Raw genomic sequence first — 25,254 nt, forward strand, 5'->3', positions numbered from 1 at the left:
AAGCTAGAAGAGGGCAGGCTGCTAAGGCATACCCGGCAGCCTGCCCCTTGATGATCCGGAAAGGAGTGGAGATATTTGACACCAGCTGTTGAGATTAAAAAAAATATTCGCAAGAGCATGCCGCTGTATCTCATGTTTTCATTGCCTTTTGCTTATTTTGTTATTTTCCATTATGCACCCATGGTTGGGAATTTGATGGCATTTGAAGATTATTCGATCGTCAAAGGTTTCTTCCATAGCCCGTGGGCAGGGACGAAGTATTTCCGCCAATTTCTGACGGATCCGTATTTTTGGCAAGTGGTTCGCAATACCGTGCTGATCAACTTGTATTCTCTCATTTTCTATTTCCCTTCCTCTCTCATATTCGCTTTATTGTTAAACGAGCTGCAGCAAAAAGTGTTCAAAAAGTTTATTCAAAGCATCACTTATATTCCGCATTTCTTGTCCACCGTTGTCGTCGTAGGCATGCTGGTTAACTTTCTCTCCATCGATGGGCTCATTAACGAAGTCGTGAAGCTTTTTGGCGGGGAAGCCAAGACCTTCATGTCCATGCCTCAGTGGTTCCGGACCATATATGTCGGCTCTGAAATCTGGCAAGGAATTGGCTGGAACTCGATCATTTATTTGGCGGCATTGACCACGATCGACCCGCAGCTCTATGAGGCGGCAACGATGGACGGGGCTAACCGCTGGCGTAAACTGCTGCACATTACACTGCCCGGGATTTCAACCGTTGTTACGATTATGCTGCTTTTAACTTTGGGCAAAATGCTCTCGGTCGGATTTGAGAAAATTCTATTGCTGTACAGCGGTCCCACCTATGAAACCGCGGATGTGATCCAAACCTTTGTTTATCGCAGAGGGCTGATTGACAGTGACTTCAGCTTCGCTGCGGCTGTGGGCATTTTCCAATCGGTATTGGCGTTTGCGCTTGTCATTTCAGCGAACCAAATATCCAAAAAAATCAACGGATCCAGGTTGTTCTAGCAGGAGGGATTGAAATGCGAGCTCGTAACTTTTCTATATTCGATACGGTGAACCTCATTTTTATGCTGGTTATGATCTTTATTACGCTATACCCGCTTTATTATATGGGAATTATATCCATCAGTTCCGGATCGTCGGCTAGCAGCGGTGAAGTGTTTTGGCGGCCTATCGATATTAATTTTAAAGCCTACAGCGTTATTTTTAATGATCCTGCTATTGTGCGCTCCTACCTCAATACCATTTTCTATACGGCCTTCGGAGTGCTGATCAATTTGGTGATGACGGCTCTCTGCGCGTACCCTTTGTCGCGTAAGCATATGTATGGACGTTCCATGCTTGCTCTGTTTGTCGTCTTCACCATGTTCTTCGACGGTGGTCTGATCCCGCGGTATATGGTGGTTCATGCGTTAGGGATGGTCAATACGATCTGGGCCATATTAATTCCGACTGCGATCAATGTTTTCAATATGATTCTGATGAGAACATTTTTTGAAGATATTCCAGAAGCGCTGCACGAGTCTGCGATTATGGACGGCGCCGGAGAATTTCGAGTTTTCACCAAAATTGTGCTGCCGCTTTCTTTGCCGGTCATGGCGACTATGTTTCTGTTCTACGCAGTGGCGCACTGGAACAGCTTCTTCCCTGCACTTATTTACTTAAACGAGAAGAATCTATATCCGATGCAAATCATCCTGCGGAATATCGTCATCTCGGGAGATATGGCTACGCAATCGGCGCAGCTTGGCGCAGCGGAGGCAGGGTTGGCCGTCATGACGGAAAATATCAAGTACGCCTGCGTATTCGTTGCCATCCTGCCCGTGCTTGCCATATACCCGTTCGTGCAAAAATACTTCGTACAAGGAGCAATGCTGGGCTCCGTCAAAGGTTAAGGTTTGCTCATAGCACAGTGTGATTTTATCGAGATGAAATCGATCCGGGAAAGAGAGATGTCGAATGAAAATTAATAACCCAGATGGCGTATGGCCAACCATGATTACCTTATATAAGGAGTCGGGAGACATTGACTTTGATGCGATGGAACGAATGATTGATTGGTTTATTCAAAATAAGGTTGATGGATTATTCGCTGTATGCCAGTCAAGCGAAATGTTCTTTCTGAGTTTGGAAGAGCGTGTGAAGCTTGCTGCATTCGTTGTCGAGAAGGCGGCAGGGCGCGTCCCGGTCATTGCTTCGGGACACATCTCGGATTCGCTGGAAGACCAGGTCCGGGAATTGACGGCGATATCGGAGACAGGCGTCGAAGCCGTCATCTTAATCTCGAACCGGATGGCGGCGCAGGAGGAGTCCGATGACGTGTGGAAGTCTAACGCCCAGCGGCTGCTGGATCAACTGCCGGAGCATGTCGCGCTTGGCATCTATGAGTGTCCTTTTCCATATAAAAGACTGCTATCCCCCTCTGAATTGAAATGGTGCGCGGATACCGGCCGATTTTTCTTTTTGAAGGATACTTCGTGTGACGTAGAGTTGATCAAAGAAAAGCTGGCAGTCATTCAAGGAACTCCTTTGAAGCTTTACAATGCGAATACAGCTACGCTTCTCGAATCATTGAAATTAGGAGTCAACGGTTATAGTGGAGTTATGGCGAACTTCCATCCGGATCTGTATGTATGGTTTTTGCACAATTGGGAGACGAAGCCTGAGGAAGCTGAATACTTAATGAGCATACTGGCTGTAGCGTCATTCATTGAGCGCCAGCTATATCCCGTTAACGCCAAATATGCTCAAATGATGGATGGGATCGCCAAGAGTTACTATTCACGGGCAAGAAATCACGAGGAATTTACAGCCACGAACCGGCTGGAGGTCGAGCATCTTTACCGTGTATCCAAACAGTTGTCCCAACAATTTCCGGCTGCATCGGCGCCGTATGCAGGGGATTGAGCAATAGTCAAACGAGGAGCATGTTTGAGCTGTAAACGTTCCGCATTTTCGGTCTAGTTCGCAGACAGGAAACGTAGGCATGCAAGAGCCCTGCGTTTCTTTTGTTTTACAATTTCAAATTTTTTCCTGCTCGGCAACAAATGAAAGAACAGGATTTTAAGTTCCCTTGGCGAAATTAACATAAATCAGAGTGAATGCGTTTCCAATTGAGTCGCATGGTAAATGGGGGATTAATCTTGGGCTGGAAGAATCTTAAGCAATCTTTGAATAAAAACAGACTATTCTTTAAGATTCTGCTGTATTTCTTCTCCTTGTTGATTCCAATTGTGATTATTGGAGTTATCGCTTACTATAACGCCGACCAATTAATTAAGAAGGATGTTTCAGAGAAGTTAACGGATAATTTGATCGCCTCCTCCAAAACAGTGGATATTTATTTAGGTATGGCGCAGGCCACCAATAATAATTTGCTGCTCAGCGATACGCTTCAGCAAAATTTACGGCCTTATCCGTTACTGACAGATGAAGAGAAAATTAAGATGCCGTCAATTGTAAAATCAATCGCCGGCAATCGGAATACAATCAGTCATTTTGTAGATAATATCTTCTTGTTCATTGACGACCAGCGCGTTTATTTGAGTGACGGTATTGTTGACTTTGATGTCTTCTTTGATAAATTTTATAAATTTAATGGGTACAATAAAGATTTTTGGCGCAAACGTTTATCTCAGAGCAGCCTATTCGAGCTGCTGACGCCTACGACAGTCATCAATGCCAATATGAATTCGAACCGCGATGTGATCCCGAGCATTACGACCCAATATTTGAATGGGCATTTGGCCACGATGGTAACGACAATTTCGATCCCGACCATTATGACAACCTTACAGAACAATTCGATCTACTCGGCCACCCAATATGTCGTGTTGGATAAAAATAACCAAACGATTCTGCAAAGCAGCGGGCTGGATAAAAAGGTTCTCGATCAAATCACAGCTAGTTCCTCAGCGGATCAGCGCGGTAACAAATGGGCGATTCAAATAGGCGACGAGCAGCATTGGATCGCTCAAGCCGTCTCGGAGTATGGTTGGAGATATCTGTCCATAACTCCTGTGAGCTCTTTTAATCAGGAATCCTCTAATATTTTCAGTTTGATTATCTGGATTTGCCTAAGTTTAATCATCATCAGCATCGTGTTCTCTTTCCTATTTAGTGTTCGCCTATATAATCCGATCAAAAATATTAAAGATATTTTACAAAAAACGGAAACCCCTGAGGAATGGGGCCATGTAACGGACCGCAGCGGTGAGCTTCAGCGGATCGGAGACAGTATCAATCATTTGGTTCAGCAGAATATGAATGCGAGTGTGAAGATAAGCACCTATTCGGACGAAATCCTTGAGCAGTTTTTCAAAAACTTAATTAAAGGGTTTCGCGTGGGGCAGGCCAATACGGTGCACCAAGTGTTAAATGAACTGGATTTTCATTCAGGTAGTTATCTATGCTGCTGTTTTATGTTTATGTTCAGGGATAAATTTTATCATGATATCTTGGAAGCAGACCGATTGCTAATATTGGAGAAAATGAAAAATGTTCTGTCGGGCACGATGAGAAAGTATGTGAACTGTTATTTGCTGGAATATGAGCCTTACTTATATGTCAGTATGGTCAATCTGAAAGATGAGGAAGACCGCAAAAAATTGTACCAGTCTTTGGAGATGATACAACGGACCTTCGCTTATGACATGATGTATTGTGAATTAGTGATTGGTTTAGGCAAAAAATACGAGAAGATTGATGACTTGTCGAAGTCGTATAGCGATGCGGTTACTGCTATTGATAAACGGACTGATGCGTCTACAATGGCTATTCTGGATGCGACCGATCTTGTTATTGATCAGAACTATTACTATTCATTTCTCGAGCAGAACAAAATTGTAAACGGACTGAAATCAGGCGATATGGATGCCTTGAAAGTAGAAGTGGAAGAAATTATTGCTTTGAATAAAACGAGAGGCGTCTCTTATCATTATCTTGGTGCTCTGCTAGTGGAGTTATTTCAAACAGGTAACCGTTACATGAAGGAAAAGAGACTTAATGTCTACGAGCTCCTTGATGCAGATGAATATGCTTCCTTGGATCATAAGGAGCTTTTACCCAATGAGTTTGATGGCAGACTGCAAATGATTTTTGAATTCTACGAGAAAATTATTGCAGTGACATTAGATAAGCCTGAAAGCAAATCAGGTGTTGTCGTTTCGTTGATTACGACTTATATCGAGAAGCATTATGAAAAAGATTTATACCTAGAGGTGATTGCTAACGAGATAGGCTTATCCGCCAAGTATGTATCGAGAATGTTTAAAGAGGCGACAGGGACGAATATTTCCGACTACATCAGCCTGATTCGAATTGAAAAAGCCAAGGAATTATTAGCGAACAGCGATATGAAAATTAGCGATATTTCCACACAGATCGGTATCTTTAGCCGTACGACCTTTCTGCGCTTATTCAAGAAATACGAAGGGATTTCACCGAACGAATACCGTAGTGCACATGGATTGAAGCAGAAATAGGTGGCGGATAGCCTGTAGAATGAAATGGCTGAGCAAATGCAGGTTCGTGAGGGGGACAACATGGTTAAAAAGATAAACTTACTAACCGTTTGCTGCTCACTGGCGGTAGCCGGAAGCTTACTGGCAGGCTGCAGCAGCTTAGTTAAGTCTATGGCTGCGGCGGACACTTCATCGGCAGCAGCTAAACTGAGAACGCTTTCTTGGATGAGATATGAGCATTCATCACAAGCGTTAGAAGCGAATTCGCTCGTTGTTCAAGAAATTCAAAAAAGAAAACATGTAAAGATTGATTTGCAAAGTGTCCCCCAGAGTAATTATGAGGATAAGAAGAAAACATTAATCGCGACGAACTCGATCCCGGATGTCATCATGGTGAATCAGAATGATCTTTCGAATTACGCAGATTCCGGTATTTTTCTAGACCTGACACCTTATCTGGATAAAATGCCTAATTTCCAAAAGATCGTGAATGAGAAGCCTGAAATCAACAAGACCAAAGTCGATGGCAAGCTGTATGGCTTTCCTCTTGTAACCAAGTGGAGCGCCCAATCCGGTCTGCTTCCTATGATGCGGACAGATCTGCTCAGCAAGCTGAACTTAAAAACCCCCACCACCTATGAGGAGCTCTATCAGGTGCTCAAAAAGCTTAAGGAGGCCTATCCGGATTCCTATCCTTTCACTAGCCGGGCAGCGAACGGCAAAACCGGAACGGAAAATTTGATCAATCCGATTGCCTTTGGATTTGGCAGTGGTTTTACCAATATTACGGGAACGAAAATTTATTTCGAGCCGTCTGCCAATCAATATAAATTCGGCCCATTCGCGCCGGAGTTTAAAGAGGCTATTACTTATCTGCATAAGCTCTACAAAGAAAAACTGCTGGATCCGGATTATGCGGTAGCCACTTCACAGATCTGGCAGGAGAAGTTAAGCGCGGGCAAGTCGTTCTTTTTCCAAGATAACAATGGATTCGGAGCCAACTTTAATAAAGTTCTTCAGTCTAAGGATGCGAATGCCAAGTTCGATATGCTGCCGGTATTGGCCAGTGATAAAGGGGTTAAACGGAATAACATTTATCAACAAGATCATCTGGGTGAGATGTATGCCGTTAGCTCAAAAGTGAAGAATCCCGAGGAAGTTATAAGGCTGATAGACTGGATGTATGGAGAAGAGGGGACGAATCTTACAAGCTTTGGAGTCGAGAATGTGGACTACACACTGGTGAACGGCGAGTATACGATGTCTGAAGCGACGAAAGTGAAGTATATGAATAAACAAGATCCGTTTCGTGCGATGCAGTCTGCACTCGGGACCGGCTATCTAGGTTTAGCGCTTCATTCTGACGATCATCCTCTCCTTCATTCTTCTGCCCCTGAATTAATGAAGTGGTCTGACAAGGCTCTGCAGGATCTTGCTGACGGTATTAACTATAAGGAAGTTAATGATCCGCCATTTAATCAAGAAGAAAGAGAACTGCTCAGGCGGATCCGCACCCAATTAGATGCCTATGTCACTCAGCATATGGACAGATTTATTGTGAGTGAGGGGGCCTTGACGGAATGGGATACTTTCATCCAAGCGTGCAAGGACAAAGGGGCCGTAGAGCTTGAGACTATTTATAATCGTGCACTAGCGAGAGTTAATCAATAACAGGCGGAGGGATAAACGCAATGGGGAAAAAGTATGCAATCGGCGTTGACTATGGTACGGGGTCAGGACGCGCAGTTTTAGTTGATCTGAGCAATGGAGAAGAGGTTGCTGATCATGTTACACCGTATGCACACAATGTTATTGATGAAGCATTGCCGGGATCGGGTGTCAGATTGGGACACGATTGGGCCTTGCAGCATCCTGGTGATTACCTCGAGGTTCTGAAGCAATCCATACCTGCGGTACTGAACCAGTCGAACGTCGATTCTTCCGATGTAGTGGGAATCGGCATTGATTTCACGGCCTGTACGATACTGCCTGTAGATGAGAAGTGCCATCCGTTATGTTTCTACCCGGACTTTAAGGACATGCCTCACAGCTGGGTCAAGCTATGGAAACATCATGCGGCCCAGCAAGAGGCCGATCGGATTAATGCTGCAGCTCTGGCTAACGGTGAAGATTTCCTTCCCAGATATGGCGGGAAAATTTCGTCGGAGTGGATGCTGGCTAAGGTATGGCAAATTTTGAATGAAGCGCCAGAGCTGTATGAGCGAACGGACCAATTCCTGGAAGCAGCCGATTGGGTTACTGCAATAATGACCGGGACTATTGCAAGAAACAGCTGCACAGCCGGGTATAAGTCGTTGTGGCACAAGCAAGACGGTTATCCGAGTCCGGCATTTCTTCAACAACTGGATCCGCGGCTGGAAACGCTCTATACGACGAAGCTGCGCGGACATGTGTTTCCGCTCGGAACCAAGGCCGGCGAACTGACCGCCGAGATGGCGGCAGCTCTCGGTCTCCAGCCAGGGACTGCCGTTGCGGTCGGTAATATAGATGCCCACGCAGCCGTGCCTGCAGTAGGTGTTGTAACGCCTGGCAAACTCGTCATGGCAATGGGAACTTCGGTCTGCCATTTGGTTCTTCATGCTGAAGAGAAGCAGGTTGAAGGCATGTGCGGTGTTGTAGAAGACGGAATCATACCGGGGTATTTTGGTTATGAAGCAGGACAAGCGGCCGTTGGCGATATTTTCGCTTGGTATGTGGAGCAGGGGGTACCCGCTTACGTGCATGAAGCAGCACATCACCGGGGAGTGAGCGTTCATCAATGGCTGGAGGAGCAGGCCGCCCAATACCAACCGGCTGAGACAGGGCTTATGGCGCTTGACTGGTGGAACGGGAACCGTTCCGTATTGGTTGACACGGATCTGACAGGCGTGATTCTGGGACTTCATTTGTTGACGAAGCCTGAGGAGATTTATCGAGCTTTACTGGAAGCAACCGCATTCGGGACAAGGAAGATTATCGATGCCTTCCAGAAGAGCGGTGTCCAAATCGAGGAGCTTTACGCATGTGGCGGTTTACCCCAGCGAAATCGATTGCTCATGCAGATTTATGCCGACGTTACCAATCGTGAAATCAAGGTGGCGGCCTCGAAACATACACCGGCCCTTGGTGCAGCGATGTTCGGCGCCGTGGCAGCCGGGGAAGCAAGAGGCGGCTATCGCACGATTGTCGAAGCTGCAGAACATATGGCGCGCGTTCGAGAAGAGACTTTCAAACCAATACCGGCAAACGTCCGGATATATAACCAGCTGTATGAAGAGTATTGCCTGCTGCACGATTACTTTGGCAGCGGCGTTAATGATGTGATGAAGAGATTGAAACAATTGAAGGTTCGTTCTCGCAGCGATGGTTAAATAAGCTTATCTTCGCTTGACCCTAACACTGAGGGCAGGGTTTATAATGGAATTATTCTCAGGCAGAAAGAGAAGCGCCAGTGAAAATTCGCTATTAGAAAGGGCGAAAGATGGGTTATGGATATTACCCTTCAAGAAGAAATCATGATTAAGGCTCTCCGTGAAGCTGCACTGCCTCCATTATACGTGCTTATACGAATTAGAAATGAGATTTCTAATGACATTGTCAATGTTGAAGAGGGCCGCAGAGTTGAAGTCGTAGAAACTTTAGAAAAATACATCGCCCCCCTATGGGAAGATTATCACGACGGGAAGAAATCATAAGCTTAAGAGGTGTTGAATCTATTTTTGGGAGCTGCCGGACGTTGGACCCGGCAGCTTTTGTTGCGTTACCAGACCATAGAATCTTCAACGGTTGGAAACAAAAGCCTCCTGAAATGTGAACAACTTATGAAGATACATGCCGTATACCTTGACACGCCTAGACTACTTAGATAGTATTAATGACAATGATAATTATTCTCATTTTATCGAGGGGGCTTTAACACATCATGCATGCATCACAAGTTTACCGACTCCGCACTTGGAGAAGTTCGCTGCTCGGACTCGTCACAGCGTGCGTCCTCCTTGTTGCCGGTTGCGGACAATCGGCCGCGACGGACAACAAGGCCGCTGCGCCTGCGCCAACAACCGCAGCAGCGTCTAACGCGCCCGCTGAATATACGGTCAAGCACGCGATGGGAGAGGCCAAAATCTCCGGTACGCCGAAGAGAATCGTCGTCCTCACCAACGAGGGTACGGAAGCTGTCTTAAGCTTGGGCGTCAAACCGGTTGGGGCCGTGAAATCTTTTACGAGTACAGGGGAATGGTACGACCATATTAAAAAAGACATGGAAGGCGTGCAAATCGTCGGGGATGAGAATCAGCCGAACCTGGAGCTTATCGCGTCCTTGAAGCCGGACCTCATTCTGGGTAACAAATTGCGGCAAGAAAAGGTATATCAGCAATTATCGGCTATCGCGCCAACGGTCTTCTCCGAGAAGCTTATGGGCGACTGGCAAGTGAACTACCGATTGTATGCAGAAGCGATGAACAAGAAAGCCGAAGGCGATAAGATAATCGGCGACTTCGAGAACCGCATCACGGCGTTCAAACAAAAAGCCGGCGATAAGCTGAACACGAAGGTATCGATCGTGCGATTCATGCCGGGCAAGGTCCGGATCTATATGAAGGACACCTTCTCCGGCGTCGTATTGAAGAAGCTCGGTTTACATCGTCCGGCTCCACAAGATCAGGAGAAGTTCGCGGACGATGTGCAGAAAGAGCGCATCCCGGATATGAACGGCGACATCCTGTTCTACTTCACCTATGATAACGATAAAGGCGAAGGCAACAAAATTGAGGAAGAATGGTTGAAGGATCCGCTTTGGAAAAATCTCGAGGTTGTCCAAAAAGGCAATGTTCACAAAGTGAGTGACGCGGTCTGGAATACAGCCGGCGGAATCCGCGCGGCTAACCTGCTGCTGGACGACCTGGAAGGCTATTTCCTCCAGAAATAAGAAAAATCAAGGCTCGGACACTAATGTCCGAGCCTTTGTTGTTCGGATTTCATGATCCCTTTTTGCGGTACACTCTTTCCGGACGTCCGACGAGGCCGTAGGAAAGATCCGCAAACACTTCGCCCGAGGAAACCAGATGCTCCAAATAACGGCGTCCTGTCGAGCGGCTGACGCCAATTTCTTTGGCAATTTGCTCGGCGGTCATGCCGTCGGCTGCCGTGGAAATCGCTTGAACGATTTTGACCAGCGTCAATTTGTCGATCCCTTTGGGGAGGAATGAAGCCTCGGAGCGGGGCTCCTTTTTGCCCGAACCGGCCAATAGGCGATCGACATCCCCTTGATTGATGGTGCTGCTGCTATTCAATCGATTCAGCTCGCGGTGAAAATCCAGATAACGCAGCAGCGTCTCCTGCAGCCGGTTGAAAATGAGCGGTTTCATAATATAGTCGAACGCTCCGCCGCGAACGGCTTCCTTGATGGTCTCGACTTCCTTGGCCGCGGTGATCATAATGACGTCGCTATCCCGGTAATGCTGGCGGATATATGAGAGCATATCCAATCCGCTGGCACCTGGGAAATAAACATCAAGAAGGACGAGGTCTGGCCGCAAGATGTCCAGCTGCTCTTTGGCCTGGACGTCGTCCGTAGCGATTCCGACTACGCGAAAGCCTTCCACCTTCTCAATGAATCGGCGATTAATTTCGGCGATTTTCACATCGTCCTCGATTATTAAAACTTCAATGGCTGGTTGTTGGCGGTCCGGGATCATCGATATGACTCCTTACTGAGGGATTGGGATGTTTCGGTATGGCGACGGTGAAGATGGTGCCCCCTGCGGGATTTCTATGATAAGTGATATAGCCGTTCAGCTTGTGTACGGCGTGCTGGACTAATGCCAGACCTATGCCCCGATGTTCGCCAGCCTTGGTCGAGAATCCTTTGGTGAACACGAACCCGCCTACGTCGTCAGAAATGCCGACACCGCGGTCCTCGCATTCAATAATCAAATCATCGCCGAGATCGGTTAAAAATAATTTGACCTGCGGGCTAGCAGGTTCCCCGCCTGCAAGTACGGCTTCCATGGCATTGTCCACCAAATTCCCGATAATCGTGACGAGCAGGTTTCGATCGATAGCCGGAGGAATATCCGCGAACGAACTTTCGTGGTCGAGCTCGAACTTCAGCTTAAGCTCTTGCGCATGATTGAATTTGCCGATCAATAGTCCCCCAATCATTGGATCAGGAATTTCCTGCATAATGAATTGTACCCAATTCTGATGTAAATCCGATTCCTTGGAGATGAGGTCGACGGCCTCTTGGTACGATTCCAGCTGGATAAGCCCGGAAATGACATAAAGTTTATTGGAAAATTCATGCGTCTGAGCACGCAGCGCTTCGGCGAAGCGTTTCACCTGCGAGAGCTCCTCGGCGAGACGATAGAGATCGGACTTGCTTCGAAAGCTGGAGACGGCACCTGTGACGCCATGCTTCTTGCTCACGATCGGCACCCGGTTCACGATGACGTCATGGTCTCCGATCAGCATTTCATGGTCGAATTCGGCTTCCCCCGTTCGTACCACCTCATACAGACGAGTGTTGGGGATGACGTCTTCAATGTGTCTGCCTGTAATTTTGGCGGTGGCGGGCAGTTCCAGAAGCTGCAAGGCATAGCGGTTCGCCATCGTAATGATGCCGTCGCGATTGATGGCGATAATGCCTTCGCGGATGGTTTGCAGAATAGCCTGCTTCTCCGTGTAGAGTTCGCCAATTTCCTTGGGCTCCAGGCCATGAATAGAGCTTCTGACGTTGCGCGCAATAAGGACGGAGCCAATAAGTCCAACAACCAGTACGATGAGAGAGATTAGTTCAATGCGCGATTGGTATGCGGTGGTAATGGTGGCAATGTCCTTGGTCAGGAAGCCAACGGATACGATACCGATGACGGCGCCGCGGTCATCGAGAACGGGAGCTTTCCCGCGGAGGGAGGGACCTAGGGAACCAACGGCTTTGGAAATAATCGAGTGTCCCTCCAGCACAGGACCGTTGTCGCCGCCGACCATTTCATGGCCGATTCGCTCGGGAAGCGGATGTGAATAGCGAATGCCTTCGCGATTCCCTACAACGATGTACTCGGCATCGATTTTCTCACGGACACTCTCGGCGATAGGCTGGATGATCCGGGGAGGATCGGCCGTTTGAAAGGCATGACGAATGTCGGGCATACTGGCAACGGTTTCTGCGACCTTGAGCGCCCGTGTTCCGATCTGGTCTTCAAGGGCACTTGTCATGATGTAATAAAAGATGCTGCCTAAACTGACAATGACCAAGAACAGGAGTGAGCAAATGACTAAAATTAGCTTCGTTTGCAGTTTCATTGCCGAGTAGGCCCTCCTTTTTTGCTTGTATTGTATCATAAAGCGCTATCATTTTGATGGTTATAGGGTGTCCGAATCCGTGAACAATATGAACAAAATGCTCAAATTAGCTTTAATACAACTAATCGTCAGAAACTTCCCAAGAAGCGCTAACGAATGGTATTCTGAAAACGCTTCAAAGAAAGCGCATACAAAAAACGAAAACCGGAGGGGTTCATTTTGATAAAACAATTGGTGTTAGCTTCGTGGAAAGTAACGGCTGTGAGTCTTCTTGCCGTCAGTCTGGCCGCTTGCGGCAGCAACACGGCCAAACCGGCGGCATCGACCGCAGCGGCGGATAAAAGCAAGGAATCTACGGCGCCGGCAGCGGCGAAATCCAATTATCCGGAGAAAGCGGTAAGCATCATTGCTCCTTCCGGTGCAGGCGGCGGTTGGGACATGACGGCTCGGACCATCGCCAAAGTATTAACGGAAACGAAAGCCATCGATAAGCCGGTTACCGTCGAGAACAAACCGGGCGGCGGCGGCGCCGTATTCATGGCGGAATACGCGACGAAAGACGTGAAAGACAATTACAAGCTGTTCGTCAGTTCACCTCCGATCCTGATTAATCATCTGAAGAAAGAAGGCAATACGCCGTACGGCTACAACGATACGACGCCTTTGGCCCAGCTCACGAAAGACTATGGTGCGGTTGCCGTAGCGGCAAATTCCAAATATAAAGATTTGAAATCGCTGCTCGACGACATGAAGGCGGATCCAACGAAGCTTACGGTAGCCGGCGGTTCGGCGCCCGGATCGATGGATCATCTCGTTTCGATTCTGCCGGCGTTCAAATATGGCATTGACCCGAAGAAGGTCAAATACGTGTCCTATGACGGCGGCGGAGAAGCCGTTACCGCGCTGCTCGGCGGCAACGCCGATGTATTGGGAACGGATGCTTCCTCCCTGGATCAATATGTGAAAGCAGGGAAGATCCGCATCCTTGCAGTAGCCGCGCCGTCCAGGCTCGGCGGCAGCCTGAAGGACGTTCCAACGATGAAAGAACAGGGCGTCGATGCGGAGTTCATGATCTGGCGCGGTTTCTTCGGACCGAAGAACATGAGTGCGGATGCCAAAGGCTACTGGGAAGCGACGATTGCGAAAATGGTAGAGTCCGATGCTTGGAAAAAAGAAGTGCAGGCGAACAACTGGGAAACGGATTATAAGAAAGCGGATGATTTCAAAGCTTATTTGAGCCAGCAAGAAGCCCAGCTTAAAGACATGCTGACAGCGCTCGGCATGCAGAAATAAAAAGACAAGGGAGAAGAGGCCTCTTCTCCCTTGCCCTTAGGATTGGAGGCAGCGAGATGAGTACGACGTTTGACCGTTATGCCGGCATTGCTTTTTTCGCCATCGGCTTGGCATTTGTTATTGGATCTTTAGGCATTTCCACTAGTGCTTACGGCAGTCATGTAGGGGCCAATATTTTTCCTATGATTCTAGGATCATTCTTGTCATTGATGAGCATTCGTCTCATTTATGAGACTTTCCGCAAGCAGCGTGCGGAGAAACGTGAAGAAAGTTTGGATTACAAAAGATTCGGTATCATTTTTATCGCGGCTGTCTTATATGCCTTATTCCTTGAAGATATCGGCTTCGTCATTTCCACATTCCTGTTCCTGATGATCGGGTTCCAAACGATGCAAAAGGGGAGAGTTGGAATTTCCTTCGTCATTGCCGCCTGTTTCTCTTATGGCGTTTATTATTTATACGTCCATGTGCTCGATGGATCGCTCCCCGGGTTTCCGACATGGTTAGGGGGCGCTTAATATGAGTACGGTTGATTATGTATTACACGGACTAAGTACGGCCATGCAGTGGCATAATGTCATGTTCGTCTTCCTTGGTGTTTTGATTGGCACCGTCGTCGGGGTGCTTCCCGGCATCGGTCCGATGAGCGGCGTTGCCCTGTTGATCCCGATCACGGCAACGATGACGGCGGGCTTAAGCCCGGAGGAAGCGGCCACGAGTTCCATCATTTTGTTGGCAGGCGTGTATTACGGAGCGATGTACGGGGGTTCGACGACTTCGATCCTTCTGAACACGCCGGGGGAGTCATCGTCTGTCGTCACAACGCTGGACGGTTACCAAATGGCGAAGCAAGGCAGAGCCGGAGCAGCGCTTGCGATATCGGCAATCGGTTCCTTCGCAGCCGGGATTATTTCGTTAATCGGGTTGATCTTCTTGGCGCGTCCCTTATCGGCAGTAGCCATCAAATTCGGACCGGCCGAATATTTCTCCCTCATGGTGCTCGGCCTGCTTGCCATTAGCGGACTAGCCGGCAAATCCATGGTGAAAGCGCTCATGATGACGGCTTTCGGGCTATTGCTGGCGACGATCGGCATCGACAGCGTTTCGGGCGTGGAACGATTCACCTTCGGCGTTCCCGAGCTGTATCAGGGCCTGGAGTTCCTAACCGTGGCCGTGGGTACCTTCGCCGTCGGAGAAGTATTCAAGACGATTCTCCAGCGCGAGGGCAATGACGGCGAGTTGGCCAAAATCAATCGCATTCTGCCGACGAAGCAGGATTTGAAAGATAGCGCGGCACCGATCGCACGCGGTTCCGTGCTCGGCTTCTTCATCGGTTTGCTGCCTGGCGCAGGCGCTATTCTGGCTTCGTTCTTCGCCTATATTGTGGAGAAGAAGATTAGTAAAAATCCTGAGAAATTCGGCAAAGGAGCCATCGAAGGTGTAGCCTCGCCGGAATCTGCGAACAATGCCGCCTCCGGTGGCGCGATGATTCCGCTGTTAACGCTGGGCATTCCATCCTCCGGCACCACGGCGATTCTGATGGGGGCTTTCATTATGTACAATGTACAGCCAGGTCCTTTATTATTCCAGGATCACCCGCAGCTTGCGTGGGGCGTCATCGCCAGCATGTTCGTCGGCAATCTGATGCTGTTGATTCTTAATATGCCTTTGGTCAAAGTGTTTGCCAAGGTTATTGAAACTCCAACGAAATATTTAATTCCGTTGATTATCGTTTTCTCCGTATTTGGCGTATACGCCGTTCAGTATTCGACGTTCGATCTGATGCTCATCATGGGCTGCGGTCTTGTCGGTTACTTCCTGGCTAAGAATGATTACCCGCTGGCGCCGCTAGTCCTCGGTCTTATTCTCGGTCCAATGATGGAAAACAATATGCGAAGAGCGCTGACCATCTCCAACGGCGATTTCATGATCTTCCTGCAAAAGCCGGTCTCGCTCGTTTTCCTGATCATCGGACTTCTGTGGATCTGCATTCCGCTGATCATGAAATGGAGAGGCAAAAATGTTCTTGTGAACGAGGAAGGATAAAAGCTCCCGTCAGCCTCTGATCAAGTCAGTTACGCTCCAACGATCAGGGGTTGGCATTGGAGAGTAAACGGCCATGGATATTCTGTTCTTAATCTTACTGAATGTAATCGTCCCCGTTTTTTTACTTATTGGGGCCGGCGTGCTGATGCACCGTGTCTTTCACTTTGAGATGAACACGCTCTCCAAGCTCAATGCTTATTTCCTGCTGCCGGCTGTTAGCTTTACCAACATTTATGAAAGTAAATTTGAAGCGGCTCTTCTATTTCAGATCGTGGGCTTCCTGTTGCTGCAAAGCGCGATGCTTATCTTGATGAGCAAGATGACGGCCAAATTAGCCAATTTTGATAAAGGGCTGTCTTCGAGCTTTGCCAACAGCGTTGTCCTTAGCAATTCCGGCAATTTTGGACTTCCCGTCTCGCAGCTTGTTTTTCACAATAGTCCTCTTGGGCTATCCGTGCAAATTGTCGTATCGATTTATCAGAACATGCTGACGAATACGTACGGTCTAATGAACGCGGCATCGGCGCAAAGCCAGGGGCAGAAGCTGCTCAAAGAGCTGATGAGAAATCCGATGATCTATGCATTCATTCTGGGCATGGTTATGCATGCTCTCGCGGTTCCCATACCCGGATTTATCTGGAATCCCTTGCAGAACGTCGCTAATGCGTTTCTTGCGATTGCACTGGTGACATTGGGGGCACAATCCGCATACATGCAATTCAAGCACTTCAGTCCGGCACTTCTCTTCAGCTTGCTGGGCAGACTCATCGTTTCACCGGTAATTGCACTAGGATTTATATGGCTTCTCCAATTGGAAGGTCCGGCGGCGCAAGCCTTGTTCATTGCTAGCAGCTTTCCAACGTCCAGGAATAGCGCCGCATTCGCCTTGGAGTACGGGAATCATCCGGAGTACGCGGCGCAAGCCGTCTTGCTATCCACCTTGCTGAGCAGCGTGACGGTAACCGGAGTTGTCTTTATGGCTAAAATCTTATTCTAACATCAACAACGTGCAGCGTACTGCTGCGTAATCGTACGAAACACTGGAGGCTTGCTATGAATCGGACAATGGGTGGTAAAAACATTATTTTACGCGTGGAACTGCAGACGGAGCAGATCCACTTCGGGCAATTGATTACGGTCATTACGGAAAACGGCGGGGACGTTATCGCGATTGACGTCATCCAAACCGGTCCGAATTGGACGGTTCGCGACATTACGGTATCCGCAACGGAGCAAGCCCAGCTGGACAAAATAACAGCCAGGATGAAAGATCTGGCCGGCGTGCGGCTCGTTCATGTGTCGGATCGCACCTTTCTGCTCCACCTCGGCGGTAAAATCGAGATGAAGCCCAAGGCGCCCATTCAGAACAGGGACGATCTCTCCCGGGTGTACACACCGGATGTTGCCAGAGTTTGCATGGCCATCCATGAAAATGCCGATAATGCCTATAAGCTTACGATTAAACGCAATACGGTCGCCGTCGTTTCCGACGGCAGCGCCGTCCTCGGGCTCGGCAATATCGGGCCTTACGCCGCGATGCCGGTTATGGAGGGCAAAGCCATGCTGTTCAAGCAGTTTGCGGACGTTGACGCGATCCCTATTTGCTTGAGCACTCAGAGCACCGATGAAATCGTCGCGACAATCAAGCATCTGTCGCCGGGCTTCGGCGGCATCAACCTGGAGGATATTTCCTCACCGCGGTGCTTTGAGATTGAAGAGCGGCTGCGCAATGAATTGGACATTCCTGTGTTTCACGACGACCAGCACGGTACGGCCGTTGTCTTATACGCCGGGCTTATCAACGCCTTGAAGGTTGTCGGCAAACGGATTCAGGACGCCAAGGTCGTCATCTGCGGGATCGGTGCAGCAGGTATTGCCTGCTCCAACATTTTGCTTGCTGCAGGCGTGAAAGAGCTGATCGGGGTTGACCGGGAAGGTGCATTGGTTCGTACTGCGGATTACACGAATCCGATGTGGAATGGGTACGCGGAACGGACAAACCCAAACTTGCGCGAAGGTTCCCTGCATGAAGTGATCGATGGGGCTGATGTGTTCATCGGCTTATCTGCCGGAGGCGTGCTGAAGCGGCGGGATGTGGAGCGGATGTCGGAGAACCCGATCGTATTCGTGATGGCGAACCCTACGCCTGAGATTCAACCGGACGAAATCGAAGATATAGCCGGCGTTATTGCAACGGGCCGTTCGGACTTCCCTAACCAAATTAATAACGTACTTTGTTTTCCGGGCATTTTCCGTGCGGCACTGGACTGTCAGGCTGCCGCGATCAACGAGGAGATGAAGCTTGCGGCTTCCGCAGCGATCGCTTCCGTCGTCACGCAGCAGGAATTGAACAAGCTTTATATTATCCCGAGCGTATTTAATCAGGAGGTTGTGAGACGAATTCGAGAAGCTGTCATTCAAGCCGCCATTCAGACGGGGGTGGCACGGCGTATCCCGCGAGAGTTCCGGCAGACGGAACCGTCGGGTACGAACATGGCTTTCCGCTAAACATCCTAAAGCGCTGCTGTCACAGGTTTTCTGTGGCAGCTTTTTTTTATTGTACCATTCGGACCGTCCGATTTTGCTCAGGTTGCATTTCATTACAATTCACCGAGCGGGTTAGTATAGGGCTGACAATTCTGATAATACTAAGGTAAAGGCTCTTGGAGGTACTCATAACAATGGCATCGAAAGCGGAATCAATCAGCGCATCAGAGTTAGGGACACTTTGGCTGACTTATCAGCAAAAAACGCTCATTCTTAGGATCCTGGAATATTTCATGGAGAAAACAGATGATCCCGAAGCAAGAAATATTATGGGAGGCTTATGGCAGGATCTGAGTCATTATGTGGACAAAATTGTTGATTTATTTGACACGCAAGGGATCGTCGTGCCCGTAGGCTTTTCCAAGGGGGATGTCAATTTAGAAGCACCGAAACTGTTTGATAATGGATTCGATATTATGCTTCTTCGGGTCTTAAAAGAAATAAGCATGGGGATGTACACACTGAATTTAAATATGGCTTATCAGGGGGTCGTGATGGATATTTATGAGGGATTAACTGCTGTTACTCAGAATGTCTATAAACGATCAACGGAGTATTTGCTTAAAAAGGGGATTCTCACTACGCCGCCCAAAGTAACGCTGCCTCATGCCAATGAGTTTGTTGAGAGTGAAGACTATCTGAGCGGCTTTCATCTCTTTGGCAGCAAAAGAGCCTTGAATACCATTGAAGTAGGCATTCTTCATCATGGGATCGAGACAAACAATATTGGCTTACAGCTCATTTCAGGCTTTGCCCAATGTGCGAATACCGCCGAATTAAGGGAATATTTCGCAAAAGGAATGGAACTTGCCAAGAAGCAAATAAAAACCTTTGAAGATATTCTCCTTGAGAGCGACATTCAGTTCTCGGCCACTTCCGGGAGCACGGTAACAACTTCAACCTTGGCCCCCTTTTCAGAGAAGCTCATGATGTTTTGTATTCACCTGCTGAATACGTTCGGGATGGTGAGCTGCAGCTTCGGAACCATTTTTACATTACGAAATGACTTGAGCTTGAAATCAGGATTAATCACCAAAGATGTCTATGTATATACCCGTGAAGGAATTAAGTTGATGATTAAACACGGTTGGCTGGAGGAACCGCCGCAAATGGAGGACCGCAGACAGTTGATTAAGCAGTAATATTAAGCAAAGAAGAGATCACTATGACAAAAGACGAACTTGAGAAGATGTTGTGGAGTATCGCTTTGCCGGGTTTCCCTCAACTTTTGGATGGCAAATTTGCAAAAGGGGTTCTATTCATTGGATTAGAAATATTAATCAATGTTCAATCCAATTTCAATACCGCTATCATGTTAAGTTTTCAAGGGAAGATGGAGCAAGCAACCCAGCAAACTAATTATCAATGGTTAATGTTTTATCCTTGTCTGTACTTTTTTGCTATGTGGGATGCTTACAGAGAGGCTCTAGGCGAAAAAAGACCGTTCATATTTTTGCCGTTCGCTTTCTGTGCATACTTTGTTACGGTCGGATTGATGTACTCTTCAACGTTTCGTATCAAGAATGTGCTGCTTGGTCCAATATGGCTCCCGATACTTTGCGTTCCGCTGGGGATATGCTCGGGACTTATTCTTATGAAAGTATTTGAGCGTTTGATCAAGAATGGATAACTACGCCAGACCAGACGATTATAGCTGAAAGCCAGGTTCAGATCCCATTGACCTGGCTTTTTTGTCATTTTATTTTTTTGATTTTTTTCCTGTTGACAGAAATAAATCATCGTCATATAGTTTAAATTATTGAATTAAATAATTTTAGAATAAATAATATTAGTGTATATGATAGGGGGATATAACCATGGAAATTGGAGTCGATACATTTGTCGAAACAACGCCCGATGTTCATACGGGTGAGACGATCAGTCATGCGCAGCGAATTCGTGAGGTCGTTGAGGAGATGGTCCTCGCCGATCAGGTGGGGTTGGATGTATTCGGTGTCGGCGAGCATCACCGCAAGGAATTTGGGGATTCGGCGACTGCGGTTATTCTAGCGGCTGGGGCGGCCATGACCCAAAGGATACGTTTAACGAGCTCGGTAACGGTGCTCTCTGCTGTCGATCCCGTACGTTTATTCCAGCAATTCGCCACACTAGACGGCATTTCCAACGGACGTGCGGAAATTATCGCGGGTAGAGGCTCTATGGTCGATGCGTTCCCTTTGTTTGGCTACGATCTCCAAGATTATGAAGAACTGTTCGAGGAGAAGCTGGAATTATTATTGCAATTAAGGGATTCGGAGAAAGTGACTTGGAGAGGGGGACATCGGCCGGCTTTTACCAACCTCGGTGTGTATCCGCGTCCGGTACAGCCCTCATTACCGATTTGGCTTGGCAGCGGAGGGAATGCGGAATCCGTCATACGAGCAGGTTTACTTGGACTGCCTCTTGTTCTGGCGATCATTGGCGGGAGTCCCCTGCACTTCGCCCCATTAGTGCCGCTTTACAAGAAGGCGGCTGCTCAAGCAGGTCATGATGTATCCAAATTACCAATAGCCGTACACTCCCTGGGCTTCGTTGCAGAGAGCACTTCGCTTGCGGTGGACAAGTATTTCCCTCCGACGCAGGCATCGTTTAATTATTTTGGCAAAGAACGCGGTTGGAGACCCTATACCCGGTCAGGCTTCGACGCCTCGCGCAGTTTAGACGGCGCGCTCTATGTAGGCGACCCGGAAACCGTCGCCAACAAAATCCTCTATATGCGCGAACAGTTAGGGTTCTCGCGATTCTTCCTGCATCTTCCCGTCGGCACGATGCCGCATGAGGAAGTGATGAGGGCCATTGAGCTGCTGGGAACGGAAGTCGCCCCGCGAGTCCGCGAAGAGGTGGCAAGATTGAAAGCTGAGCAAGGTATGCCGAGAGGATAAGGATAAACACGATCGACGGCCGTTGTGTGCTGCTGTCCAACGGGCAGGATAATCCGGGGGCGTTATGGAATATATGGGGTGGCATGCAGGAACTGTTAAATCATGCACATGAGGAGGAGTAACCGTGATTCATTCGTTCATACCTCAGCATTATTTCAACACGTTAGGCAGTCATCCGCCAATCATGACAATTCGCGACGGGGATACGGTCATTACGACGACCGTCGATGCGAGAGGCTGGGACGACAAGGGGGAAAGTGCGGCAGCCCGCGGAAATCCGATGACCGGGCCTTTCTATGTAGAAGGAGCGATGCCCGGCGATACGCTGGCGGTTCGATTCGATTCCATCACACCGAACCGCGATTGGGCTTGGACAACGAACATGCTTGCTCCCGGAGTCGTCGACCCCTCGTTTGCCGCTGCGCTGCCGGCATCGGATATCGTACGCTGGACGGTGGATGTGCAGCAGGGCGTTGCTTATCTGGAGGATCCGACGCCGGGACTGGCTGAATGGAAGCTGCCTTTGCGGCCTTTTCTAGGTTGCTTCGGTGTGGCGCCTGCCAACGGGCAGTTCATCACAACGGCGACGAGCGGTATGTACGGGGGGAACATGGACTACAAAGGCCTGGTGGCAGGCACGACAGTCTATTTACCGGTATCGGTTGAAGGCGGCTTGTTTTATTTGGGTGACGGACATGCCTTGCAAGGTGACGGCGAGATCATCGGGACAGGTCTCGAAATCTCCATGAATGTCCAGTTCACACTCAGCGTACGGAAAGGTACGCCGATCAGTTGGCCGCGGGGAGAAACCGACACGCATTGGTTCTGTATCGGCAATGCCCGGCCGCTCGACCAGGCGCTTCAACATGCGACGACCGAGATGTTCCGGCTGCTGCAGGCAGATTGCGGCTTAACGCCTTCGGAAGCCAGTCTGCTGCTGGGCCAGGCCGTTGAATATGAAATCGCCAATATGTTCAACCCCGCTTACAGCGTCGTCTGCAAGGTGCCGAAATCCGTCATACCCGTACCGAACTAAGTCATACGTTAACTTTTTATGCAAACGGAGCTCCGCCAATGAAGCGGACTCCGTTTTTTTATATACCAAATTATTTCGTACAGCGCGTTAAAAGAGATGCTCTATTGTATTTGCTCTTACTGCTGTCATTGGCCTATATCATGTATGTCGCTATCGGGATCTGGGAAATTCATGCATACATATTGGGCGAATTTTACATATTAATTATTAGTCATATAGGAATGAGAAGTAGATGTGTCGATCAATCCAGTAAACGGTTCGAAGTTTATATGACAAGGAGCGCGGCATGGATAAAACAGATCACTTGAACGAGCTCAACCAATGGATCGGCGTCATTAGCCATAATTACATTTTAATTATTGTTGCGGCCATTATTTTCTTTGCTTGCAAATCGCTGCTTGGCTACCTGACTTACCGGAAATTTACACGACAACTGAATGAGATCAAGCAGCTCATTGCCGATAGGGGGAAGGAAGGCAGCTAGCGAGCATCCGGATGCCTGTCTCAATGGCTTCAACCGTTAATCCACCGAATCCTAGCATGATATAGGAGCTGCTCTCGGGCGGGGGACTATGCCAAAACCTGACCGGAGCATAAACTTTGACCCCCTTCTGCCCGGCTTTCTCGATGAGTTCGGAAGCTGTTATGCCACTAAGTCGCAATAGGATATGCAAACCCGATCTCTCCCCCACAATAGTGACGCCGGTACCCATATCGTGTTGAATACATCTAAGCAGAGCTTGATGCTTTCTTTGATACATCTTGCGCATTCGCCGAATGTGTCTCTCGAATTCACCGGTCTGCATGAAGCGGGCCATAGCCCGCTGAATGATAGGAGAGGCAGATTGGGAATACGCCGCGAACTTGCTTGAATATTCGACCAAGAGCGAAGGGGGAAGCACGATATAACTTAACCGGCATGAAGGCAGGAATGATTTGGAGAACGTACCCAAATAAATAACACGCTCCTCTTCGTCCAGGGATTTTAACGAAGGAATGGGTTGACCCTGGTAACGAAATTCGCCGTCATAATCATCCTCGATGATGTATCCCCCCGTTTGATAGGCCCACTTTAGCAATTTCAACCTTTTCGAAATGCTCAGAACCATACCGACCGGAAACTGGTGGGAAGGCGTTACATATACGGCTTGCGCCACACTCGATTGCAGCTGCTCCACGGACAATCCATCCTTCTCGAGCGCAATGGGCTCAATATGGCATCCCTGATCCTCAAAGACGGATCGAACCCCGCTGTATCCCGGTTCCTCCATGGCCACGGTTAGTTCCCTTAGCGTTAGAAGCTGACAGATCAACGCGATAGAGGCCTGTGTTCCGGCCGTTATAATGATCTGTTCCGGCGTAGAGCGGACACCTCGGGATTGCAGCAAATAGTTGGCAATTTCCCTCCGCAAAACCAACTCGCCTTGATTCTCCGTATACTGAAACATCCAGTCATTCTCTTGATCGAGCACATCCGACAAACATTTCTTCCACTGCTTCATGGGGAATTTCTCAACATCGACATTCCCGTATTCGAAATCCACCATGGTGCCGCTGGGCGGCTGACATGCCGCGATCGCGGGGCGTTCGGCTGCACTCGGATGCAGGAGGGGTTGCTCGATGCTTGCAACCCAGATGCCGCTTTTGGGGATACTTTCGAGGTATCCCTCTGATTGCAATTGTTGATAAGCCGCTTCAATGGTGTTCCGGCTAACCTTGAGATGGACGGTGAGCTGGCGAATGGACGGCATTTTCATACCTGGCACGAATCGGCCTTCTTCGATTTCTTTCTTAATCCAATGATATAATTGGCTGTATAGCGGCTCTGGCAATTCTTTATGCAAGAACGGGGTGAATTCCACGGTAACCTCCATCTGTCCCTATTCATTTTTCTGATTCTGGATCTTTTCTCATGTACAGAACTTTTCTACAATGATTTTATCATTTATTTAGAAGGATGGGATGGAAACATGCAGAAAGTTCGCCTAGAAAAATTGGTATGTACAGATGAAATGCGCATTGAGCAATTCCTAAGCAGCGCACGGACAGGGTATCTTGGATTAACGGATGGGGTTACGCCCTATGTGGTGCCTTTAAATTATGTCTGGATGAATGGAGCCGTATATATTCATGGAGCAGCGCAAGGAAGAAAAGTGGAGATGATTCATGCCAATCCCAACTGCTGTTTCACCGTATCTGAAGTTTACGGAACCATGGTAAGTCCTATCCCCGCCAAAACGGATACAGCTTACATGAGCGTGATGCTATTCGGGGCACTCGAGAAGGTGACGGATCTCCAAGAAGCTACCGCGGCCATGCAAGGCATGTTGGATAAGTACGTTCCGGGGTATTACGAGCAAAGCCTTGCACAGTCCCATGTCGAGAGGTACCGCTCATCGCTGGGAAGCTATACCGCAGTATACAAGCTTATTCCCAGCGCACGAACCGCCAAAGAAAATCAAATGGATCCGAATTTGTCTTACTACCCAGGCAGGAAGGTAGAGATGGATATCTAATCTTATAAATGACCGTGCTTTGATAACGTATGTATCCACCAGACGAGAGGAGAGGCGATCATGCTCCAAGGAACGGATCTTATGCAAAAGGCGCCGCTCTCATTGCGATTGTTTTTTGGATTAAAGCTTGTCTTCGAATTGGTCCTGACAAGTGTTTATTATTATGAGAATTCGATTGCGATTTT

Annotated in this window: 22 protein-coding genes; 19 read left to right on the forward strand and 3 right to left on the reverse strand. The window is 48.4% G+C overall.

Features of this window, described 5'->3' with window-relative positions; genetic code table 11:
* Positions 1–75 precede the first annotated feature (75 nt).
* The 8 genes from J2X61_RS13350 (at position 76) to J2X61_RS13385 (ending at position 10,374) form a co-directional block, all read left to right on the forward strand.
* Positions 76–987: an ABC transporter permease gene (locus J2X61_RS13350; RefSeq protein WP_274470215.1), complete on the forward strand. Its 912-nt coding sequence runs from the start codon at positions 76–78 to the stop codon at positions 985–987.
* A gap of 14 nt (positions 988–1,001) precedes the next feature.
* Entirely contained in the window at positions 1,002–1,877 is an 876-nt protein-coding gene (locus J2X61_RS13355; protein WP_310188278.1) for a carbohydrate ABC transporter permease, read from the forward strand.
* Between the two features lie 64 nt (positions 1,878–1,941).
* On the forward strand, positions 1,942–2,889 hold the full coding sequence (locus J2X61_RS13360; protein ID WP_310188279.1) for a dihydrodipicolinate synthase family protein: 948 nt from the start codon (positions 1,942–1,944) through the stop codon (positions 2,887–2,889).
* A gap of 236 nt (positions 2,890–3,125) precedes the next feature.
* On the forward strand, positions 3,126–5,465 hold the full coding sequence (locus J2X61_RS13365) for a helix-turn-helix transcriptional regulator (protein ID WP_310188280.1): 2,340 nt from the start codon (positions 3,126–3,128) through the stop codon (positions 5,463–5,465).
* 60 nt (positions 5,466–5,525) lie between these two features.
* A complete protein-coding gene (locus tag J2X61_RS13370; RefSeq protein ID WP_310188281.1) occupies positions 5,526–7,115 on the forward strand; it encodes an extracellular solute-binding protein in 1,590 nt (529 codons plus the stop codon).
* A 20-nt stretch (positions 7,116–7,135) separates the two neighbouring features.
* The gene (locus J2X61_RS13375) at positions 7,136–8,815 is read left to right on the forward strand and encodes a ribulokinase (protein WP_310188282.1); all 1,680 of its coding nucleotides are present in this window, start codon (positions 7,136–7,138) and stop codon (positions 8,813–8,815) included.
* Positions 8,816–8,932: 117 nt separating this feature from the next.
* The gene (locus tag J2X61_RS13380) at positions 8,933–9,139 is read left to right on the forward strand and encodes a hypothetical protein (RefSeq protein ID WP_274470206.1); all 207 of its coding nucleotides are present in this window, start codon (positions 8,933–8,935) and stop codon (positions 9,137–9,139) included.
* Between the two features lie 227 nt (positions 9,140–9,366).
* Positions 9,367–10,374: an ABC transporter substrate-binding protein gene (locus J2X61_RS13385; RefSeq protein WP_310188283.1), complete on the forward strand. Its 1,008-nt coding sequence runs from the start codon at positions 9,367–9,369 to the stop codon at positions 10,372–10,374.
* Positions 10,375–10,423: 49 nt separating this feature from the next.
* On the opposite strand, the gene J2X61_RS13390 is transcribed toward J2X61_RS13385, so the two are convergent.
* A complete protein-coding gene (locus J2X61_RS13390; protein WP_274470204.1) occupies positions 10,424–11,143 on the reverse strand; it encodes a response regulator in 720 nt (239 codons plus the stop codon).
* Positions 11,112–12,749 carry an ATP-binding protein gene (locus tag J2X61_RS13395; protein ID WP_274470203.1) on the reverse strand — a complete coding sequence of 546 codons (1,638 nt, stop codon included), beginning with the start codon at positions 12,747–12,749 and terminating at the stop codon, positions 11,112–11,114. The genes J2X61_RS13390 and J2X61_RS13395 overlap by 32 nt, the downstream gene beginning before the upstream one ends.
* 219 nt (positions 12,750–12,968) lie before the next feature.
* Between J2X61_RS13395 and J2X61_RS13400 the strand changes: the two genes are divergently transcribed.
* From J2X61_RS13400 to J2X61_RS13445, 10 genes are all read left to right on the forward strand, one after another.
* Positions 12,969–14,042: a Bug family tripartite tricarboxylate transporter substrate binding protein gene (locus J2X61_RS13400; protein ID WP_310188284.1), complete on the forward strand. Its 1,074-nt coding sequence runs from the start codon at positions 12,969–12,971 to the stop codon at positions 14,040–14,042.
* Between the two features lie 56 nt (positions 14,043–14,098).
* A complete protein-coding gene (locus J2X61_RS13405) occupies positions 14,099–14,560 on the forward strand; it encodes a tripartite tricarboxylate transporter TctB family protein (RefSeq protein ID WP_274470201.1) in 462 nt (153 codons plus the stop codon).
* Between the two features lies 1 nt (position 14,561).
* Positions 14,562–16,088 (forward strand): tripartite tricarboxylate transporter permease, encoded by a 1,527-nt coding sequence (locus J2X61_RS13410; RefSeq protein ID WP_274470200.1) that lies wholly within the window; start codon positions 14,562–14,564, stop codon positions 16,086–16,088.
* A gap of 73 nt (positions 16,089–16,161) precedes the next feature.
* Complete coding sequence (locus tag J2X61_RS13415) at positions 16,162–17,085, forward strand: AEC family transporter (RefSeq protein ID WP_274470198.1); 924 nt, start codon at positions 16,162–16,164, stop codon at positions 17,083–17,085.
* Positions 17,086–17,141: 56 nt separating this feature from the next.
* Positions 17,142–18,596 carry an NAD-dependent malic enzyme gene (locus J2X61_RS13420; protein WP_274470197.1) on the forward strand — a complete coding sequence of 485 codons (1,455 nt, stop codon included), beginning with the start codon at positions 17,142–17,144 and terminating at the stop codon, positions 18,594–18,596.
* 173 nt (positions 18,597–18,769) lie between these two features.
* Positions 18,770–19,777, forward strand: a complete 1,008-nt coding sequence (locus tag J2X61_RS13425; RefSeq protein WP_310188285.1) for a DUF3231 family protein — start codon at positions 18,770–18,772, stop codon at positions 19,775–19,777.
* Between the two features lie 23 nt (positions 19,778–19,800).
* Complete coding sequence (locus tag J2X61_RS13430) at positions 19,801–20,265, forward strand: hypothetical protein (protein ID WP_274470195.1); 465 nt, start codon at positions 19,801–19,803, stop codon at positions 20,263–20,265.
* A gap of 187 nt (positions 20,266–20,452) precedes the next feature.
* A complete protein-coding gene (locus J2X61_RS13435; protein ID WP_310188286.1) occupies positions 20,453–21,517 on the forward strand; it encodes an LLM class flavin-dependent oxidoreductase in 1,065 nt (354 codons plus the stop codon).
* Positions 21,518–21,641: 124 nt separating this feature from the next.
* Entirely contained in the window at positions 21,642–22,553 is a 912-nt protein-coding gene (locus J2X61_RS13440) for an acetamidase/formamidase family protein (RefSeq protein WP_274470193.1), read from the forward strand.
* A 286-nt stretch (positions 22,554–22,839) separates the two neighbouring features.
* Positions 22,840–23,037 carry a hypothetical protein gene (locus J2X61_RS13445; RefSeq protein WP_274470192.1) on the forward strand — a complete coding sequence of 66 codons (198 nt, stop codon included), beginning with the start codon at positions 22,840–22,842 and terminating at the stop codon, positions 23,035–23,037.
* Here the strand turns inward: J2X61_RS13445 and pdxR are convergent.
* Positions 23,006–24,427 carry a MocR-like pyridoxine biosynthesis transcription factor PdxR gene (pdxR, locus tag J2X61_RS13450; RefSeq protein WP_310188287.1) on the reverse strand — a complete coding sequence of 474 codons (1,422 nt, stop codon included), beginning with the start codon at positions 24,425–24,427 and terminating at the stop codon, positions 23,006–23,008. The two genes, J2X61_RS13445 and pdxR, sit on opposite strands and share 32 nt — an antisense overlap.
* A 96-nt stretch (positions 24,428–24,523) precedes the next feature.
* On the opposite strand from pdxR, the gene J2X61_RS13455 reads away from it, so the two are divergent.
* The gene (locus J2X61_RS13455; RefSeq protein ID WP_310188288.1) at positions 24,524–25,069 is read left to right on the forward strand and encodes a pyridoxamine 5'-phosphate oxidase family protein; all 546 of its coding nucleotides are present in this window, start codon (positions 24,524–24,526) and stop codon (positions 25,067–25,069) included.
* Positions 25,070–25,254: the final 185 nt, after the last annotated feature.

The sequence above is a fragment of the Bacillus sp. 3255 genome (assembly GCF_031456485.1).
Lineage (GTDB): Bacteria > Bacillota > Bacilli > Paenibacillales > NBRC-103111 > Paenibacillus_E.

Bases quoted from the DNA above. Each gene is read 5' to 3' on its own strand.
- J2X61_RS13355 (WP_310188278.1), top strand. From the start codon at position 1,002: ATGCGAGCTCGTAACTTTTCTATATTCGATACGGTGAACCTCATTTTT.
- J2X61_RS13360 (WP_310188279.1), top strand. From the start codon at position 1,942: ATGAAAATTAATAACCCAGATGGCGTATGGCCAACCATGATTACCTTA.
- J2X61_RS13370 (WP_310188281.1), top strand. From the start codon at position 5,526: ATGGTTAAAAAGATAAACTTACTAACCGTTTGCTGCTCACTGGCGGTA.
- J2X61_RS13375 (WP_310188282.1), top strand. From the start codon at position 7,136: ATGGGGAAAAAGTATGCAATCGGCGTTGACTATGGTACGGGGTCAGGA.
- J2X61_RS13380 (WP_274470206.1), top strand. From the start codon at position 8,933: ATGGATATTACCCTTCAAGAAGAAATCATGATTAAGGCTCTCCGTGAA.
- J2X61_RS13385 (WP_310188283.1), top strand. From the start codon at position 9,367: ATGCATGCATCACAAGTTTACCGACTCCGCACTTGGAGAAGTTCGCTG.
- J2X61_RS13390 (WP_274470204.1), bottom strand. From the start codon at position 11,143: ATGATCCCGGACCGCCAACAACCAGCCATTGAAGTTTTAATAATCGAG.
- J2X61_RS13395 (WP_274470203.1), bottom strand. From the start codon at position 12,749: ATGAAACTGCAAACGAAGCTAATTTTAGTCATTTGCTCACTCCTGTTC.
- J2X61_RS13405 (WP_274470201.1), top strand. From the start codon at position 14,099: ATGAGTACGACGTTTGACCGTTATGCCGGCATTGCTTTTTTCGCCATC.
- J2X61_RS13410 (WP_274470200.1), top strand. From the start codon at position 14,562: ATGAGTACGGTTGATTATGTATTACACGGACTAAGTACGGCCATGCAG.
- J2X61_RS13415 (WP_274470198.1), top strand. From the start codon at position 16,162: ATGGATATTCTGTTCTTAATCTTACTGAATGTAATCGTCCCCGTTTTT.
- J2X61_RS13420 (WP_274470197.1), top strand. From the start codon at position 17,142: ATGAATCGGACAATGGGTGGTAAAAACATTATTTTACGCGTGGAACTG.
- J2X61_RS13425 (WP_310188285.1), top strand. From the start codon at position 18,770: ATGGCATCGAAAGCGGAATCAATCAGCGCATCAGAGTTAGGGACACTT.
- J2X61_RS13430 (WP_274470195.1), top strand. From the start codon at position 19,801: ATGACAAAAGACGAACTTGAGAAGATGTTGTGGAGTATCGCTTTGCCG.
- J2X61_RS13435 (WP_310188286.1), top strand. From the start codon at position 20,453: ATGGAAATTGGAGTCGATACATTTGTCGAAACAACGCCCGATGTTCAT.
- J2X61_RS13445 (WP_274470192.1), top strand. From the start codon at position 22,840: ATGGATAAAACAGATCACTTGAACGAGCTCAACCAATGGATCGGCGTC.
- pdxR (WP_310188287.1), bottom strand. From the start codon at position 24,427: ATGGAGGTTACCGTGGAATTCACCCCGTTCTTGCATAAAGAATTGCCA.
- J2X61_RS13455 (WP_310188288.1), top strand. From the start codon at position 24,524: ATGCAGAAAGTTCGCCTAGAAAAATTGGTATGTACAGATGAAATGCGC.